The sequence below is a fragment of the Pandoraea oxalativorans genome (genome assembly GCF_000972785.3).
Classification (GTDB): domain Bacteria; phylum Pseudomonadota; class Gammaproteobacteria; order Burkholderiales; family Burkholderiaceae; genus Pandoraea; species Pandoraea oxalativorans.
Window position 1 is genome coordinate 1,654,866 of record NZ_CP011253.3, and the last position, 17,434, is coordinate 1,672,299.

General features: G+C 61.8%; 13 protein-coding genes. 6 read left to right on the plus strand and 7 right to left on the minus strand.

Translation table 11 applies throughout. The features are described from left to right. The first annotated feature begins 156 nt into the window (after window positions 1-156). On the plus strand, window positions 157-1,014 hold the full coding sequence (locus MB84_RS07480; RefSeq protein WP_046293529.1) for an EamA family transporter: 858 nt from the start codon (window positions 157-159) through the stop codon (window positions 1,012-1,014). Window positions 1,015-1,137: 123 nt separating this feature from the next. Here the strand turns inward: MB84_RS07480 and MB84_RS07485 are convergent, their stop codons facing one another. The 7 genes from MB84_RS07485 to MB84_RS07510 form a co-directional block, all read right to left on the minus strand. After that, window positions 1,138-1,371 (minus strand): formate dehydrogenase subunit delta, encoded by a 234-nt coding sequence (locus MB84_RS07485; protein ID WP_039399652.1) that lies wholly within the window; start codon window positions 1,369-1,371, stop codon window positions 1,138-1,140. A 205-nt stretch (window positions 1,372-1,576) separates the two neighbouring features. After that, window positions 1,577-4,438 carry a formate dehydrogenase subunit alpha gene (gene fdhF / locus MB84_RS07490; RefSeq protein ID WP_046291328.1) on the minus strand — a complete coding sequence of 954 codons (2,862 nt, stop codon included), beginning with the start codon at window positions 4,436-4,438 and terminating at the stop codon, window positions 1,577-1,579. Between the two features lie 13 nt (window positions 4,439-4,451). Then, the gene (locus tag MB84_RS07495; protein WP_046291329.1) at window positions 4,452-6,044 is read right to left on the minus strand and encodes a formate dehydrogenase beta subunit; all 1,593 of its coding nucleotides are present in this window, start codon (window positions 6,042-6,044) and stop codon (window positions 4,452-4,454) included. Then, entirely contained in the window at window positions 6,041-6,508 is a 468-nt protein-coding gene (locus tag MB84_RS07500; RefSeq protein ID WP_039399648.1) for a formate dehydrogenase subunit gamma, read from the minus strand. The genes MB84_RS07495 and MB84_RS07500 overlap by 4 nt, the downstream gene beginning before the upstream one ends. Before the next feature lie 448 nt (window positions 6,509-6,956). After that, window positions 6,957-7,670: a GntR family transcriptional regulator gene (locus MB84_RS07505; RefSeq protein WP_039399646.1), complete on the minus strand. Its 714-nt coding sequence runs from the start codon at window positions 7,668-7,670 to the stop codon at window positions 6,957-6,959. A gap of 29 nt (window positions 7,671-7,699) precedes the next feature. Then, window positions 7,700-7,918: a hypothetical protein gene (locus MB84_RS29815; protein ID WP_157122656.1), complete on the minus strand. Its 219-nt coding sequence runs from the start codon at window positions 7,916-7,918 to the stop codon at window positions 7,700-7,702. 567 nt (window positions 7,919-8,485) lie between these two features. Continuing rightward, complete coding sequence (locus MB84_RS07510; RefSeq protein ID WP_046291330.1) at window positions 8,486-9,499, minus strand: 2-dehydropantoate 2-reductase; 1,014 nt, start codon at window positions 9,497-9,499, stop codon at window positions 8,486-8,488. A gap of 760 nt (window positions 9,500-10,259) precedes the next feature. Here MB84_RS07510 and oxlT point away from each other — a divergent pair. The 5 genes from oxlT to frc (MB84_RS07535) all read left to right on the plus strand — a co-directional run bounded on the left by oxlT (window position 10,260) and on the right by frc (MB84_RS07535) (window position 17,335). Then, the gene (gene oxlT / locus MB84_RS07515) at window positions 10,260-11,606 is read left to right on the plus strand and encodes an oxalate/formate MFS antiporter (RefSeq protein ID WP_046291331.1); all 1,347 of its coding nucleotides are present in this window, start codon (window positions 10,260-10,262) and stop codon (window positions 11,604-11,606) included. 215 nt (window positions 11,607-11,821) lie between these two features. Then, entirely contained in the window at window positions 11,822-13,600 is a 1,779-nt protein-coding gene (gene oxc / locus MB84_RS07520) for an oxalyl-CoA decarboxylase (protein ID WP_245725505.1), read from the plus strand. Between the two features lie 27 nt (window positions 13,601-13,627). Next, window positions 13,628-14,878 carry a formyl-CoA transferase gene (frc, locus tag MB84_RS07525; protein ID WP_046291332.1) on the plus strand — a complete coding sequence of 417 codons (1,251 nt, stop codon included), beginning with the start codon at window positions 13,628-13,630 and terminating at the stop codon, window positions 14,876-14,878. 221 nt (window positions 14,879-15,099) lie between these two features. Next, window positions 15,100-15,540: a PAS domain-containing protein gene (locus MB84_RS07530; protein WP_046291333.1), complete on the plus strand. Its 441-nt coding sequence runs from the start codon at window positions 15,100-15,102 to the stop codon at window positions 15,538-15,540. Window positions 15,541-16,087: 547 nt separating this feature from the next. Next, window positions 16,088-17,335 (plus strand): formyl-CoA transferase, encoded by a 1,248-nt coding sequence (gene frc, locus MB84_RS07535; protein ID WP_046291334.1) that lies wholly within the window; start codon window positions 16,088-16,090, stop codon window positions 17,333-17,335. Window positions 17,336-17,434: the final 99 nt, after the last annotated feature.

Below are 17,434 nucleotides of genomic sequence, written 5' to 3' on the forward strand. Positions count from 1 at the left end.
GTCAGGTTATCCAGTGGGTTATCCACAAAGGGTGTGGACAACTTTCGGTGGCTGATGCCCTTGCCGCCGACGCGCCGTTTTCAGCGCCGGTTTTTGCGCCGTTTTTTGTGCCCTTGTCAGCCCACTTCCGACACACCGCCGCTGCATCCGATCGACATGACCACCACGCCCATCGTGCTCCTCGTGCTGCTCTCGGCACTGATGCACGCCACCTGGAACGCTTTCCTTCACGCGAGTCCCGATCGTCTCTGGCAAGTCGGCATGATGGCCGTGCCGCAATTGCTCACTGCCATCGTCGGCATTGCGGTGCTGCCGATACCGCCGGTCGAAGTCTGGCCGCTCATTGTGCTGTCCGCATGTGCGCAGGTGGCGTACACGGCGGCGCTCATCCGCGCCTATCGCGTGGGCGAGTTCGGACAGATCTATCCGATTGCGCGTGGCATCTCGCCGCTGCTGATCTCAGGGGCGGCGCTGCTGCTCGCGGGCGAACTGCCGCGCTGGATCGCGGTGGTCGGCATCGCGTGCATCTGCACCGGCATTCTGACGCTCGCGTTGCGTGGACGGCGTCTGTCCGGCGACAGCGTGCCTGCGGCCTTGCTCACCGGCGTGTTCATTGCGGCTTACACGATTGTGGATGGCTTCGGCATTCGCTTAACGAACAGCAGCGGCGGGAACGGCTTCGCCTACATCGCCTGGGCGTACTTGCTGGCGAGCGTGCCGCTGGTCGGGGCGGTGTGGACGTGGCGGGGCGGATGGCGCGGCATGTTCCTCGCGCCGCGCCGCCGGGTGACGCAAGCGCTGGGGGCTGGCGTGGTCGCACAATGCGCCTACGGCATGGTGGTCTTCGCGCTGCAGTTTCTGCCGATGGGGGCGGTGTCGGCGTTGCGCGAATCGAGCGCCATCTTTGCGGTGCTGCTGGGCTGGTTGTTCATGCAAGAGAAGCTCAACGCGCGGCGTCTCGTCGCATGCAGTCTGGTCGTCGGCGGTGCGGTACTCATCAAGCTGGGTGCCTGAAGGCTTGAATGGGGGCCTGAAGCGGCATTGACGTCTGCCAGCGACATCAGGCGCAATCGTTTCCACGACTGCGCCTGATGTTACGGCCGGACTTCGCGTCCCGCCGATCGGCCTCGACGAATGTCAGCCGCGCGGCCAGAGTTCGGCGCGATGCGTGGTGATGGCGGCCACGACGATCTCGCGCATGCCATGCCCGTCCGTCGTCTCCAGATGCTCCAGAATCGTCATGCGCATGCGCGGCGCCCAGAAGCGACGCAGATGCCCGGCGATGTTCTCGAGCGCTTCGCCGCGATCGGGCATCGTCTCGAAGAAATCCCCGATCTGATTGGCCATCTTGACCAGATTGTCCGTGTCCATGATCTGTCTTGTCCCCTGTGATCGTTCTCTGTCGATGCGTTGCACCGGTTCGCTTGGCCAATCTCGCGTCCGCCGCGCCGTCTGCAGGCAATAGACGGCGAAGCTCGTCGGCACTATGCGCATGCGACGATGGACGCGGATTGTCCGTGGCGGCACACGGCGGTGCGGTCGTTCGACCGGCGCCGTCGCGTGCCTGATTGCCGGCTCAGCTCGCGCTGGCCGCCGTCGTCCGGTCGTGTCCGAGGAACGCTTCCTGCTGACGGTTGAAGTCCGAGTACTGACGCTGCCATTCCGACGGTTGTGCGACCGGCGTGACCTGCACCGCCGTCACCTTGTACTCGGGGCAGTTCGTCGCCCAGTCCGAGTTGTCGGTGGTGATCACGTTCGCGCCCGACTCCGGGAAGTGGAACGTCGTGTACACCACGCCCGGCTGCATGCGGTCGCTGACGATTGCACGCAACACCGTCTCGCCCGCCCGGCTCTGAATGCCGACCCAGTCGCCGTCCTTGATGCCACGTTCTTCGGCGTCATGCGGATGAAGTTCCAGACGATCTTCGCTGTGCCAGTGGTTGTTGTCCGTGCGACGCGTCTGCGCTCCGACGTTGTACTGCGACAGAATCCGCCCGGTCGTGAGGATGAGCGGGAAACGGGGCGTGACCTTTTCGTCCGTCGGCACGTATTGCGTGATGAGGAACTTGCCCTTGCCACGCACGAATTCGTCGATGTGCATGACGGGCGTGCCGTCCGGCGCGTCGTCGTTACACGGCCACTGCACGCTGCCCACGCGGTCGAGCTTCTCGTAACTCACGCCCGAGAACGTCGGCGTGAGACGCGCGATTTCGTCCATGATTTCCGACGGGTGCGAGTAGTTCATCTCGTAGCCCAGACGCTTCGCCAGCTGGATCGTCACTTCCCAGTCGGCGTAACCGGCGCGCGGCGGCATGACCTGACGCACGCGCGAGATACGACGCTCGGCGTTGGTGAACGTGCCGTCCTTCTCCAGGAACGACGAACCCGGCAGCAGCACGTGTGCGTACTTCGCAGTTTCGTTCAGGAAGATGTCCTGCACGACGATGCACTCCATCTGCTCCAGTGCATGCGTGACGTGTTGCGTGTTCGGGTCCGACTGGACGATGTCCTCGCCCTGGCAGTACAGGCCCATGAAGGTGCCCGCCAGTGCTGCGTCGAACATGTTCGGAATACGCAGGCCCGGCTCCGCTTGCAGCTCGACGCCCCATTCGGCCTCGAACAGTGCGCGGGCGCTTGCGTCCGACACGTGACGATAGCCCGGCAGTTCGTGCGGGAACGCGCCCATGTCGCACGAGCCCTGCACGTTGTTCTGACCGCGCAGCGGGTTCACGCCCACACCTTCGCGGCCGATGTTGCCGGTGAGCATCGAGAGGTTGGCGATGCCGATGACCGTCGTCGAGCCTTGTGCGTGTTCCGTCACGCCCAGACCGTAGTAGATCGCCGCGTTGCCACCGGTTGCGTACAGACGGGCGGCGCCGCGCACGAGGTGGGCAGGCACGCCCGTGTGGGCTTCGGTCGCTTCCGGCGAATTCTCGGCACGGGAGATGAAGTCGCGCCATTGCTGGAAAGCGCGATCTTCGCAACGCTCGGCGATGAACGCGTCGGCCATCAGACCTTCGGTGACGATCACGTGCGCCAGCGCGTTGACCATGGCCACGTTCGTGCCCGGACGCAGTTGCAAGTGATAGTCGGCCTTGATGTGCGGGCTGTTGACCAGATCGATACGACGCGGGTCGATCACGATAAGCTTGGCCCCCTGGCGCAGACGCTTCTTCATGCGCGAGCCGAACACCGGGTGACCGTCGGTCGGGTTCGCACCCATCACGAGAATCACGTCCGAATGCTCGACCGACTTGAACGTTTGCGTGCCGGCCGATTCGCCGAGCGTCGCCTTCAGGCCATAGCCGGTCGGCGAGTGGCACACGCGGGCGCAGGTGTCGACGTTGTTGTTGCCGAACGCGGCGCGCACGAGCTTCTGCACGAGGTAGTCTTCTTCGTTCGTGCAGCGCGACGACACCAGACCGCCGATGGAGTCACGGCCGTACTTGGCCTGGATGCGCTTGAACTCCGACGCCGCGTAGTCGAGCGCCTCGTCCCACGACACTTCCTGCCACGGATCGGTGATTTTCTTGCGGATCTTCGGCGTGAGGATACGGTCCTTGTGCGTGGCGTAGCCCCAGGCGAAGCGACCCTTCACGCAGGCGTGGCCTTCGTTGGCCTGACCGTCCTTGTGCGGCACCATGCGCACGACTTCGTTGCCCTTCATCTCCGCCTTGAACGAGCAGCCCACGCCGCAATAGGCGCAGGTCGTGATCTTGGCATGCTCGGCCTGACCGAGATGGATGACGGACTTCTCCTGCAGCGTTGCGGTCGGGCAGGCGGCCACGCAGGCGCCGCACGACACGCACTCCGAATCCATGAACGCCTGGTCCTGGCCCGCCGAAACGCGCGCTTCGAAGCCGCGTCCCGAGATCGTCAGTGCAAACGTGCCTTGCGTTTCTTCACAGGCGCGCACGCAGCGGTTGCAGACGATGCACTTCGAGGCGTCGTACGTGAAGTAGGGGTTCGACTCGTCCTTTTCGCTGTCGAAGTGGTTCGCACCGTCGAAGCCGTAACGCACTTCGCGCAGGCCCGTCACCCCGGCCATGTCCTGCAACTCGCAGTCGCCGTTGGCGGCGCACGTCAGGCAGTCCAGCGGGTGATCGGAGATGTACAGCTCCATCACGCCCTTGCGTAGCTCCTGGAGCTTCGGCGATTGCGTGCGGACCTTCATGCCGGGTTCGACCGGCGTGGTGCACGACGCGGGGAAGCCGCGACGGCCTTCGATTTCCACCAGACACAGACGGCACGAGCCGAACGGCTCCAGCGAGTCGGTTGCGCACAGCTTGGGCACGTTCACGCCACCCTCGGACGCCGCGCGCATGATCGACGTGCCCGCCGGCACGGTGACCTGTTCGCCGTCGATCTCCAGCGTGACTTCCTTCGTCGATTCGCGGCGCGGGGTGCCGTAATCCTTCTCAAACATCGGATCCATCATGATCGGGGGTCTCCTAGGCGGCCTTGGTCGGCAAGTTCGACGATTCGGCCGCGCCGAAGTCTTCTGGGAAATGATTCAGCGCAGACAGCACGGGGTAGGGCGTCATGCCGCCCATGGCGCACAGCGAGCCGTTGAGCATCGTGTCGCACAGGTCGCGCAGCAGTTTGATCTGCTTGGGACGGTCGCGCCCGTCGATGATCTTGTCCATCACTTCGACGCCGCGCGTCGAACCGATGCGGCACGGCGTGCACTTGCCGCACGATTCGATGGTGCAGAACTCCATCGCGTAACGGGCGAGCCTGGCGAGATCGACGGTGTCGTCGTGCGCCACGATGCCGCCGTGACCCAGCACGGCCCAGTGCGCGGCGAACGCTTCGTAGTCGAGCGGGGTGTCCCACTGCGATTCCGGCAGGTACGAGCCGAGCGGGCCGCCGACCTGTACCGCACGCAGCGGGCGACCGGTCATTGCGCCGCCGCCGTAGTCGTAAAGGATCTCGCGCAGCGTCACGCCGAAGGCCTTCTCGATGAGGCCGCCGTATTTGATGTTGCCCGCGAGCTGGATCGGCAGGGTGCCGCGCGAGCGTCCCATGCCGAAGTTCTTATAGAACTCCGCGCCTCGGTCCATGATGATCGGCACGGAAGCGAGCGAAATCACGTTGTTGATGACCGTCGGCAGGCCGAAGAGACCTTCGATTGCAGGCAGCGGCGGTTTCGCCCGCACCACGCCACGCTTGCCTTCGAGGCTTTCGAGCAGCGCCGTTTCTTCGCCGCAGACGTAAGCCCCGGCGGCCTTACGCACTTCGAGGTGGAATGCGTGGCCCGAGCCGAGAATGTTCTCGCCGAGGTAGCCCGCCTTGTTCGCGTTGACGATGGCTTCGTTGAGCACGTCGATTGAGTGGGGGTATTCGCTGCGCACGTAGATATAGCCGCGCGTGGCACCCACGGCGATGCCAGCGATCGTCATACCTTCGACGAGCACGAGCGGGTCGCCCTCCATCAGCATGCGGTCGGCGAACGTGCCCGAGTCGCCTTCGTCGGCGTTGCAGACGATGTATTTCTGCGCGGCGGGCGTGTTCAGCACCGTCTTCCACTTGATGCCGGTCGGGAAGGCTGCGCCGCCTCGGCCACGCAAGCCCGATTCGGTCACTTGCGCGACGATGGTCGCGGCGTCCAGTGCGAGGGCGTTGCGCAGGCCGCGATAGCCGTCGTGCGCGACGTAGTCGTCGACCGAAACGGGATCGGTGATGCCCACGCGTGCGAACGTCAGACGTTCCTGCTTCTTGAAATACGGAATCTCTTCGGTCAGACCGAGCGCGAGCGGATGATCGCCGCCTGCGGTGACGTTCGCATCGAACAGGGAGGCGACGTCGTCGACGTCGACGGGCCCATAGGCGACGCGACCCGCCGGGGTCACGACTTCGAGCAACGGTTCGAGCCAGAGCATGCCGCGCGTGCCGTTGCGGATCAGCTCGATCTCGATGCCGCGTTTGGCAGCCTCAGTGGCGATCGCGTCGGCGACTTCGTCGGCACCGAGCGCGAGTGCGGCGGAGTCACGCGGCAGGTAGAGGCGCACAGCCGTCTTGGCGGAAGTAGTGGACTGGCTCATACGGCTTCCTTGGCGCGGGCGACCAGACGGTCGAATTTCTCGGGCGTGACGCGCGCGTGCAACTTGTCGTCGATCGTGATCGCGGGGGACGTCGCGCACTGACCCAGACAGAACACCGGTTCGAGCGCGACGTCGCCGCTGTGGCTGTGCATCGCGCAACCCAGCGCGCGTTCGGCGTGTGCCACGAGCGCGTCGGCACCCATGCTCTGACAGGCTTCCGCGCGACAGATCTGAATGACGTGTCGCGGCGGCGGGGTGGTGCGGAAATGGTGATAGAACGTGATCACGCCATGCACTTCGGCGCGTGACAGGTTGAGGGCGTTGGCAATGACGGACACGGCATCCGGGGGAACGTAGCCGAAAGCTTCCTGAACATCATGGAGGATCGGCAGAAGGGGGCCTTCCTGAGCAGCATGATGGTCCAGAATCGCTTGCACCGTCGCGATGGAATAAGCCTCGCGCATGGCTGATGTCTCCTGTTTGGCGCACGGTGGGGAACGGTGCGCCTGAGGGTGGTTATATGTTCTTGTCCTGCCCCGGGGCGAGAGACCCATTGGTCACATCCGACGCTGCTTCTCGGGTCTAGTCGATCAGCGCGACGCCGGATGAGCGTGCGACACATAGCCCCCACCATATGCCGCACGGGCTCGGCCTCTCGCCCGTTGCTGACTTCCGTCAACCTTCGGTCAGTATGTGAAACACGATATATCATATACGGTATACGTGCAATACCGAGACAAGCGGTTTCGCGGGATCGTTTACCCGAATCCGGAAAGGCAATGCCGGTGGGCGTGACAGGCGGGAGGAGGGTAGAAAAAAGCCAGCGACACTTCCCTGTCACTGGCTTTTTCGCAGACGCGCGGTGGGCGCGTCGTGAAGACGTCAAACGCGGGTCAAACCCGGATCAAGCGCTCACTCGAGGAAATCGCAGTGCTCTTCGACGAACGCGGCCAGACCGAGGGTGTGGTCGCGCGCGAGCTTCTCGGCGAGTTCCGTATCGCGCTTTTCGAGCGCGGTGATGATCTTCAGGTGATCGACAATCGAGCGCGCTGCCCGGTCGTTCTGAGCAATCGTCACCTTACGGATGGCGCGTACGTGAATGAACAGGTTCTTGATCGTGTTGGCGATGGCTTGCGAGCCGCCAAGATTGATCAGGGCCTGGTGGAAGTCGATGTTCGCGTCCGAATACTCTTCAATATGGTCGGTCGGCGGTGCATTCACGAACTCGTCGAACAAATGACGCAGCTTGGCAATCTCTTCGTCGCTCGCGTTCAGCGTGGCCAGACGCGCAGACATCCCTTCCAGGGCGGCCCACATCTGAATCATTTCCACGATTTCACGCTTGGTCTTGCGGATGATGAAGATGCCACGGCGCGGCACCGTGCGCAGAAAGCCTTCCTGTTCCAGCAAGGTCATGGCTTCACGAATCGGTGTGCGCGAAACGCCAAGCACCTGGATGAGCTGACGCTCGTCCAGGCGAATTTCATCCTTCTGATTATAAATATCGGCATCGGCGATGGCTTTTTTCAGCAGCGCATACGCCTGATTACGAAAACTCGTAGTGGTGTCGATCGGCTCCAGTGCGAGTGGCGTCACGCGCACCGGAGTTGGGGTGATCAGGGACATGCAATAGTCTCCTAGGTATTACGGCCCCTTCAGAGGCGCAATGCTTGCTGCCCCACGAGGGTCGCCAGCTTCGTGACGAGTTTACCCGATTCGTTTGCCTGCGTGGTTTCTGCCAGATAGGCGAAATGGCCGTTGGTTTCAGCCTTTTCGAGCATTTTGGCGGGCAGGGCGACGAACAGATGAACCATTGCAACACCGGCGGCGAGGGCAGAAGCCAGGGCGAGAAGCGTAAGGGCAGCGACTAACATGGTGAGACTCCAGATAAAGGTTGACGGATCGTAATGTGGGGGAGAACTTGCTTTGCATTGTATGTCGCGCCGCAACAAGTCTCAAGATATACCACATACCGAATATCAAAATTTATCGTTTTTCGGGACGTTCTTCAGGTCTCACTGCGCTTACACGTCTCGGATTTGTCTCTTTTTCCGATGGTCTTTGTGTGATCGATAATGGCGATGAACCTCCTCGGATGTCCGTCTGGCTTGCAATGGTGCGAATTTCGGGACGCCAGTGGCGCACGCAGTTTTCAGTGATTCGGGTGCTACTTCCGGGGTGGACCAAACTGACGTTATTGCGTTGCCGCGAAACCACAGCGGTGATGACCCTGCATCGGCGATAGAGCGCCGGGGTTTTCGGCAAAAAATCGGCCGCGACCGGAGGTCCGGTGGCGGCACGGATGAGCGTTTGCGGGGTGGGGTTGGCGACGCGTTGTTCAGACCCGTCGCATCGCCCTCTATATATATAGTCAGTGCCGATTCGGGCAGGGCAGGCCACGGTGCCCTGCGATCGGGTGTTTCAAACAAACAACGATGACGTCATGCCGCTTTGGCCAGACGTTCCTGCGCGGCCGCCACGGCATCCGGCTTCGTCATGAACTCACGTTGTTTGATTAGTGCGAGTACGACGTCGAGCGTGGGCGTCGGCACGTTGGCCAGGCGTCCCATTTCCTGAACGACGGAGACGAGCGGGTCGATCTCCATCGCGCGGTCGCGCTCCAGATCCTGAAGCATCGAGGTCTTGTGCGCGCCCACCGCACCGGCACCGTTGATGCGACGTTCGACGTCCACGCGGAAGTGCACGCCGAACTTGTCGCCGATGGCTTTCGCTTCGAGCATCATGGCGCGCGCAATGGCACGTGTCCCCGGATCGCTGGCGATGATGTCGAGCGTGCCGTGGGTGAGCGCCGAAATCGGGTTGAAGCAGAGGTTGCCCCAGAGCTTGAGCCAGATTTCGTCGCGAATGTTCTCGCGGATCGGGGCGTCGAGCCCACCGGCGATCATGATCTGCGAGAGCTTCTCCACACGCTCGCTGCGCTCGCCGCTGGCTTCGCCCAGCGGGAACTTGTTGCCGTAGACGTGTTGAATCACACCCGGCGCGACCACTTCCGTGGCCGGATACACCACGCAGCCGATTGCGCGCTCCGGGCCGAGTTCGCGCCACTGACGGCCACCGGGATCGATGCTCTCCAGCGTCGTGCCTTCGAGCGCGCCGCCGTGCTTATAGAAGTACCAGTAGGGAATGCCATTCACGGCCGTGACGACGGCCGTGTTCGGGCCGATCAGCGGCTGCATCGCGTCGAGTACCGACGGTACCGAGTGCGCTTTCAGGGCGATGATCACGTAGTCCTGATGCCCGAGTTCGCGCGCATCGTCGGTGCAACGCAAGTGGGCGACGCGCTCTTCGCCATCGATGAGCAGCTTGAGTCCGTGCTCGCGCATGGCCGCGAGGTGCGGTCCACGTGCCACCAGACTGACATCGGCTCCGGCGCGCGCGAGTTGCACGCCGAGATAGCCACCGATGGCACCGGCGCCATAGATGCAAATCTTCATGAAGTCTCTCCCTCCAAAGGTCAATCGAAACCCGGGCCTGGTACTGGCCGTTTTATTCTTATGATTCTTCTAATACCAAATGTTGTATATCGTATATCACAAGAAGAATAGCGCCAAGCCTTCGTAGCCCTTTTGCCCTCATGGTTTCCCCGAACAGGTCTGAGAAAAGGGGTTTCGCGGGCTTTCGCATGTGTGAGCTTTGCGGTCATGAACTGCACTTGTGAAATGTTCGGGGACCGCCTGTGAGTGAATTATTACGGTGTGTTACAGAGATTCGGGGGCGTGGAGGAGAGCGTTGTGTTGTGAGAGGAATTAGCAAAAATATCGCCTTATGCTCGTTTTAAAAAATCCCAAGGAGCCCGATATAAAAGGGCTGAGCGCCTTGTTGGGCAAGGTTCTCGGATCAGGTTAACTCCTTAGTGTTTTCGCATTGCGTTGTTGCGCCGCTCCGTCCTACAGTTGCGTTACTGTATCTAGCCGCCACTTAGGACAGTGCCTCGCGTGCCGTAGTTGTTTTCGATGCAATGGACGAAAACGACTTCGGCACGCGAGGTGGAAAACGAGGACAGCAATAAATTAGTGTTGACTTATATCTGATATATCGTATATTTCGTTCGGTATATTTACGGGAAGTGCAATGGACTCCCGTGAGCATCAGAGACAAGTCGACGAGGCATAGACCTCGTAAAGCATACCCAGGGGGCACAGACCCCATCCGGAAGGTGTTGTTGTTGTGAAGCTGCCAAACAACTGAAAACCGATGGAGGAGGTACAAGTGGAGACGACAAATCAACACGGCAAGCAATCCGTGTTCGCGAGCCCGTGGGTTCAGCTCGTGTTCGGCGTGATTTGCATGGCGATGATCGCCAACTTGCAATACGGGTGGACGCTGTTCGTCAACCCGATCGATGAAAAGTATCACTGGGGCCGTACGGCCATTCAGGTGGCATTCACGATTTTCGTCGTGACGGAAACCTGGCTGGTGCCGATCGAAGGATATCTGGTCGACAAGTTCGGTCCGCGCCCGGTGGTGGTCGGTGGTGGGCTGTTGTGCGGTATCGCATGGGTGCTCAATGCCTATGCGTCTTCGCTGCCGATGCTGTATTTCGCAGCGGCGGTGGGCGGTGTCGGCGCGGGAGCGGTGTATGGCACCTGCGTGGGTAACGCACTGAAGTGGTTCCCGGACCGCCGTGGTCTTGCCGCAGGTATTACCGCCGCCGGTTTCGGCGCCGGTTCGGCACTGACCGTGGTACCGATCGCCAACATGATCAAGACCAGCGGCTATGAGAACACTTTCCTGACCTTCGGGCTGGGGCAGGGGATCATCGTGCTGGTGCTGGGTCTGGCGCTCGCCAGTCCGCCCGCGTCGATCGAAGCGCTCAAGAAGCTGGCACCGGGCGCAATGCGCTACAACGCCAAGCCGACGGAAGTCATGCGCTCCCCGGTGTTCTGGCTGATGTACCTGATGTTCGTGCTAATGGCCGCTGGCGGTCTGATGGCAACGGCACAGCTCGGCCCGATCGCCAAGGACTACGGTCTGGATCAGGCACCTGTCTCGCTCCTCGGTCTCACGCTGCCCGCACTCACCTTCGCACTGGCCATCGACCGTGTGCTCAACGGGGTGACGCGCCCGGTGTTCGGCTGGATATCGGACAAGATCGGTCGCGAGAACACGATGTTCATTGCCTTCGCGATGGAAGCCGTGGGGATCTACGCACTGGCAAAGTACGGCCAGCATCCGGTGGCCTTCGTGCTGCTGACCGGCCTGGTGTTCTTCGCCTGGGGTGAGATCTACAGCTTGTTCCCGGCAACCTGCGCCGATACGTATGGCTCGAAGTATGCCGCGACCAATGCGGGGATGTTGTACACCGCGAAGGGGACCGCCGCCTTGCTGGTGCCGTTCTCCAGCGTCATCACCTCGATGACCGGTAGCTGGCAGGCTGTATTCATGGTCGCTTGCGCCATGAACGCCTTCGCCGCCTTCCTCGCCTTGTTTGTCTTGAAGCCGATGCGTGCCCGTCTGGCACAGCGTTACGCCAGCGACTACAAGGCGGAGTCGAGCGAGCCGGTCGTGAAAGCCGCGGACCTGAGCCGCAGCACCACGTAAAGCAAGTTCGATACGTCACCTGGACGTTGAGCAGTACTAATTAGAGGCAGATTGGCTGGCTTGATTAGCAACATGTTTGACCGGCGTGCAACCCGGGCCCTCGCGGGTTCGGGTGCACGGCCGGGTGAGCAAGTAGAGAAGCAGTACAGGAATACCCACTAATCGTCAGACAAGACGACGCAACACTGAAACCGGAAAAATTGGAGGAGAGAATTATGTCCATTGCGATGACCGTGCCAGTCGGCAAGGCGGAAAACGAGACGCTCGAAGAGAACAGCCGACACGCGAACATCGTGTCCGAGGCAGCAACGACCGATGGCTTCCATCTGGTCATCGATGCCCTGAAAGCGAACGACATCGACACCATCTTCGGTCTGGTGGGGATTCCCATCACCGATCTGGCCCGCCTGGCGCAAGCCGAAGGCCTGCGCTTCATCGGCTTCCGCCACGAACAGCACGCCGGCCACGCCGCCGCGATCGCTGGCTACATGACGCAAAAGCCGGGCATCTGCCTGACGGTGTCCGCACCTGGCTTCCTGAACGGCCTGACGGCACTCGCCAACGCCACCACGAACTGCTTCCCGATGATTCTCATCAGCGGTTCGAGCGAGCGTGAAATCGTCGACCTGCAACAAGGCGACTACGAAGAAATGGATCAGCTCAATGCGGCCAAGCCGTATTGCAAAGCGGCTTACCGCGTGCTGCACGCCGAAGACATCGGCGTGGGCCTCGCCCGCGCGATTCGCGCGGCCGTGTCGGGTCGCCCCGGCGGCGTCTATCTGGATCTGCCGGCCAAGCTGCTCTCGCAGACCATCGACGCACAAAAGGCCAAGGATTCGCTGATCCGCGTGATCGACGCCGCACCGCGTCAGATCCCGGCGCAGGACGCTGTCCAGCGCGCACTCGATGTGATCAAGGGCGCCAAGCGTCCGCTGATTCTGCTGGGCAAGGGCGCTTCGTACGCTCAGGCCGACGAAGACATCCGCGCGCTGGTCGAGAAGACCGGCATTCCGTACCTGCCGATGTCGATGGCCAAGGGCCTGCTGCCCGACACGCACGAGCAATCGGCGGCCGCTGCACGTTCGTTCGTGCTGCAGGAAGCCGACGTTGTCGTGCTGATCGGTGCGCGCCTGAACTGGCTGCTCGCGCACGGCAAGGGCAAGACCTGGGGCGCTGCGCCGAAGAAGTTCGTGCAGATCGACATCTCGCCGACGGAAATCGACAGCAATGTCGCGATTGCCGCCCCGGTGATCGGTGACATCGGTTCGTGCGTGAAGGCCCTGCTCGCCGGTGTGGATGCCAACTTCGGCAAGCCGTCCGCCGAGTGGACCGGCGCGATCGCCGAGCGCAAGAACAAGAACCTGACGAAGATGGCGGCCACGCTTGCGCAAAACCCGTCGCCGATGAACTTCCACAGTGCACTCGGCGCGATCCGCGACGTGCTCAAGAAGCATCCGGACATCAACCTCGTCAACGAAGGCGCGAACACGCTGGACTACGCGCGCAGCATCATCGACCAGTACCAGCCGCGCAAGCGCTTCGACTCGGGCACGTGGGGCGTGATGGGTATCGGCATGGGTTTCGCCATCGGCGCGGCGGTCACGAGCGGCCTGCCGGTCGTGGCGATCGAAGGCGACAGCGCCTTCGGCTTCAGCGGCATGGAACTCGAAACCATCTGCCGTTACGACCTGCCGATCACCACCATCATCTTCAACAACAACGGTGTGTATCGCGGCACCGACGTCAACCCGACTGGCGGCAAGGACGTGGCCCCGACGGTGTTCGTCAAGGGCGCGCGCTACGACAAGATGATCGAGGCGTTCGGTGGCATTGGTTACAACGTGACCACGCCGGCCGAGCTGACGAAGGCCCTCGAAGAAGCTATCGCTTCGCGCAAGCCGGTCCTGATCAACGCCGTGATCGACGAATCCGCAGGCACCGAAAGCGGTCGTCTGACGAACCTGAATCCGCAAAGCGCGGCGATGAAAAAGTAAGAGCCGAGTCAATCAAGGAGACATGACATGAGCAAACCCCTCGAAGGAATCAAGATCATCGACTTCACGCACGTGCAGGCCGGCCCGGCTTGTACTCAGCTGCTGGCCTGGTTCGGCGCTGACGTGATCAAGGTGGAACGCCCGGGTTCGGGCGACGTGACGCGCAGCCAACTGCGCGACATCCCCGACGCCGATGCCTTGTACTTCACGATGCTCAACAGCAACAAGCGCTCGTTGACGCTGGACACGAAGACGCAGGAAGGCAAGGAAGTGCTCGAAAAGCTGGTGCGCGAATCCGACGTGCTGGTGGAGAACTTCGGTCCGGGCGCCCTCGACCGCATGGGCTTCTCGTGGGAACGTCTGAACGAACTCAACCCGAAGCTGATCATGGCCTCGGTGAAGGGCTTCTCGGACGGTCACCACTACGACGACCTGAAGGTGTATGAGAACGTGGCGCAGTGCGCAGGCGGTGCAGCGTCGACGACCGGTTTCTGGGACGGCCCCCCCACGGTGTCGGCCGCAGCACTGGGCGACAGCAACACCGGCATGCACCTCGCGATCGGTATTCTGACGGCCATCATCGGCCGTGGTCAGACGGGCCGTGGCCAGAAGGTCGCTGTCTCGATGCAGGATTCGGTCATCAACCTGTGCCGCGTGAAGCTGCGCGACCAGCAGCGTCTGGACCGTGTCGGCTACCTCGAAGAGTATCCGCAGTACCCGCATGGCGAGTTCACCGACGTCGTGCCGCGTGGCGGTAACGCCGGCGGTGGCGGTCAGCCGGGCTGGGTGCTCAAGTGCAAGGGCTGGGAAACGGACCCGAACGCTTACATCTACTTCACGATTCAGGGCCACGCCTGGGAGCCGATCTGCCGCGCGCTGGGCAAGCCGGAGTGGATCAGCGATCCGAACTACGCCACCGCACAGGCCCGTCAACCGCACATCTTCGACATCTTCGCGACCATCGAAGCCTGGCTGGCCGACAAGACGAAGTACGAAGCGGTCGACATCCTGCGCAAGTTCGACATCCCGTGCGCACCGGTGCTCTCGATGAAGGAAATCGCCAACGATCCGTCGCTGCGCGCATCGGGCACGATCGTGGAAGTGCCGCACAAGGAACGTGGTTCGTACCTGACGGTTGGCAGCCCGATCAAGTTCTCGGGTCTGAAGCCGGAAATCACGGGTTCGCCGCTGCTGGGTGAGCACACCGACGAGATCCTGGCCGAGCTGGGCTACAGCAAGGATCAGATCGCTAACCTGCACACGTCGCGCTCGGTCTAAGACCGTCACGCAACATTGCGATGTCGCACGTGCCGTCGCCGCCTGCGGGCGGCGGCGGGGCGGGCATCTCGCAAGCAGGCCAGGTGTTCATGGGTGCGGCTCCCTGCGGAGTCGGCACCCATTTTTATTTTCGGGACCGTGTTGTCCTCTAATTGATGTACTTTATTGGCATGTTTGGTCGTCCTGCCAATCGCATTCCCCACAAGATTATTGGAGACATCATGAGCGCATCCGTCGACGTCGGGCAGTTGGTAGAAGTGGTGGGCGACGCCATCGTCGTAGCCGACCCGCAAAACATCATCACGCTCTGGAATTCCGGTGCGCAGAAGATGTTCGGTTTCTCGGCCGAAGAGGCGGTCGGTCAGCCGCTGGACATCATCATTCCGGATCGGCTAAGGGCACGTCACAACGAAGGCTATGCCAAGACGATGGAGACCGGCCAGACCAAATACGGCAGCGACCTGCTCAAGGTGCCCGCCGCACACAAGGACGGTCGCGCCATGTCGATCGCCTTTACCGTCGCGCTGCTGCATGGCGAGGGCGGCGAAGTGACCGGCATCGTTGCCGTGATTCGCGACGAGACCGCACGCTTTCAGGAAGACCGCCAGTTGCGCAAGCGCGTGACCGAACTCGAAGCCAAACTCGCCGCCACGGCAAGTTGATGGACTGACAGCGGTCGGGGGAAGTCCGTCGGCATCACGGCGATGCCTGCCCTTCCAAAGCGACAAACGAAGCACCGATGCGCGATGCGCATCGGTGCTTTTTTGTTTTCAGCGGCAGTGAAAGGTGAGGGTATCGCCCGATAAGTATTTTGTATTCAATATATTTAAAGGGCCACAGTACAAACCCAGTGCGTCCTTCGCCCCGATTCATCGCTGTGACATATGCCTGTAAACCCGTATTCCGCCAGAAGACGTCAGGCAATGTTGCGATGCGGATTCCCTTTATGGATAGGGATTTGAGAGATTTGGCCGCCGAAATGCCGCGACACAACAAATCGCATCGGCAACAAAAAGCCGTTGATAAAATATCGTGTATGAAATACCGTATATCACAAGATTTTGATCGACGAACGGGATGGCGCCCGAAGAGGCGACAACCGTTGTCAGATCCGGTGAGACCCACGTGTGAGGCTGCTTTCAGAACGGCTATCGGGGGACTCTCGCGCACCCATTACATAAACGCCGTCGCATCAGGAGGAGACAAACCATGGGAAAGGCACTCGAAGGTGTGGGCATTCTCGACTTCACGCATGTGCAGTCCGGGCCAACGTGTACGCAATTGCTGGCCTGGTTCGGCGCAGACGTCATCAAGATCGAACGCGCGGGGCACGGTGACGTGACGCGCGATCAACTGCGCGACATTCCTGACGCGGACAGCCTCTACTTCACGATGCTCAACAGCAACAAGCGTTCGATCACGCTCGATACGAAGCACCCGGAAGGCAAGGCGGTGCTCGAGCGCATGATTCGCGACTGCGACGTGCTCGTGGAGAACTTCGCACCCGGCGCGCTCGATCGCATGGGTTTCACCTGGGAGCATATTCATTCGCTGAACCCGCGCATGATCGTGGCCTCGGTGAAGGGCTTCGGCCCCGGTCCCTATCAGGACTGCAAGGTCTACGAGAACGTGGCGCAGTGCGTGGGCGGCGCGGCCTCCACCACCGGTTTCGACGACGGCCCGCCGATGGTGACGGGCGCGCAGATCGGCGACTCGGGCACGGGCCTGCATCTGGCGCTGGGCATTGTGACGGCGCTGTATCAGCGCACCATGACCGGCCAGGGCCAGCGCGTGCTGGCCGCCATGCAAGACGGCGTGCTGAACCTCTGCCGCGTGAAGCTGCGCGACCAGCAGCGCCTTGAGCGTGCGCGCGTGATGGAAGAGTATCCGCAGTTCCCGAACGGCCAGTTCGGCGATGCGGTGCCGCGTGCCGGTAATGCGTCGGGCGGCGGTCAGCCGGGCTGGATTCTCAAATGCCAGGGCTGGGAGACGGATCCGAACGCGTACATCTACTTCATCACGCAGGCCCCTGTGTGGGGTTCGATCTGCAAGGTGATCGGCAAGCCTGAGTGGGTCGAGCATCCCGAGTACGCGACGCCGCGAGCGCGTCTGCCGCGTCTGCGCGAGATCTTCGACACCGTCGAGCAATGGACCATGACGAAGACCAAGTTCGAGGTCATGCGCATTCTCAACGAGTACGACATTCCGTGCGGACCGATCCTGTCGATGAAAGAAATTGCCGAAGACATGTCGCTGCGCGAAACCGGCACCATCGTCGAAGTCGACCACCCGAAGCGCGGCAAGTACCTCACCGTCGGCAACCCGATCAAGCTCTCCGACAGCCCCACGCACGTGGAGCGTTCACCGCTGCTGGGTGAACACACGGACGACGTGCTCGGCGAATTCGGCTACAGCCCGCAACAGATCGCCGCGCTGCGCGAGGTCGGCGCAGTCTGACGCATCCGAATGGGCGCATGTGTGTAGAAGGTGCGCCCAGTGTCTGCAAGAGGCAGATGTGAATGACTTCAAGACATCGAGCCCGGCGCGCACACGGCG

Bases quoted from the DNA above. Each gene is read 5' to 3' on its own strand.
- MB84_RS07480 (WP_046293529.1), top strand. From the start codon at position 157: ATGACCACCACGCCCATCGTGCTCCTCGTGCTGCTCTCGGCACTGATG.
- MB84_RS07485 (WP_039399652.1), bottom strand. From the start codon at position 1,371: ATGGACACGGACAATCTGGTCAAGATGGCCAATCAGATCGGGGATTTC.
- fdhF (WP_046291328.1), bottom strand. From the start codon at position 4,438: ATGATGGATCCGATGTTTGAGAAGGATTACGGCACCCCGCGCCGCGAA.
- MB84_RS07495 (WP_046291329.1), bottom strand. From the start codon at position 6,044: ATGAGCCAGTCCACTACTTCCGCCAAGACGGCTGTGCGCCTCTACCTG.
- MB84_RS07500 (WP_039399648.1), bottom strand. From the start codon at position 6,508: ATGCGCGAGGCTTATTCCATCGCGACGGTGCAAGCGATTCTGGACCAT.
- MB84_RS07505 (WP_039399646.1), bottom strand. From the start codon at position 7,670: ATGTCCCTGATCACCCCAACTCCGGTGCGCGTGACGCCACTCGCACTG.
- MB84_RS29815 (WP_157122656.1), bottom strand. From the start codon at position 7,918: ATGTTAGTCGCTGCCCTTACGCTTCTCGCCCTGGCTTCTGCCCTCGCC.
- MB84_RS07510 (WP_046291330.1), bottom strand. From the start codon at position 9,499: ATGAAGATTTGCATCTATGGCGCCGGTGCCATCGGTGGCTATCTCGGC.
- oxlT (WP_046291331.1), top strand. From the start codon at position 10,260: ATGGAGGAGGTACAAGTGGAGACGACAAATCAACACGGCAAGCAATCC.
- oxc (WP_245725505.1), top strand. From the start codon at position 11,822: ATGTCCATTGCGATGACCGTGCCAGTCGGCAAGGCGGAAAACGAGACG.
- frc (WP_046291332.1), top strand. From the start codon at position 13,628: ATGAGCAAACCCCTCGAAGGAATCAAGATCATCGACTTCACGCACGTG.
- MB84_RS07530 (WP_046291333.1), top strand. From the start codon at position 15,100: ATGAGCGCATCCGTCGACGTCGGGCAGTTGGTAGAAGTGGTGGGCGAC.
- frc (WP_046291334.1), top strand. From the start codon at position 16,088: ATGGGAAAGGCACTCGAAGGTGTGGGCATTCTCGACTTCACGCATGTG.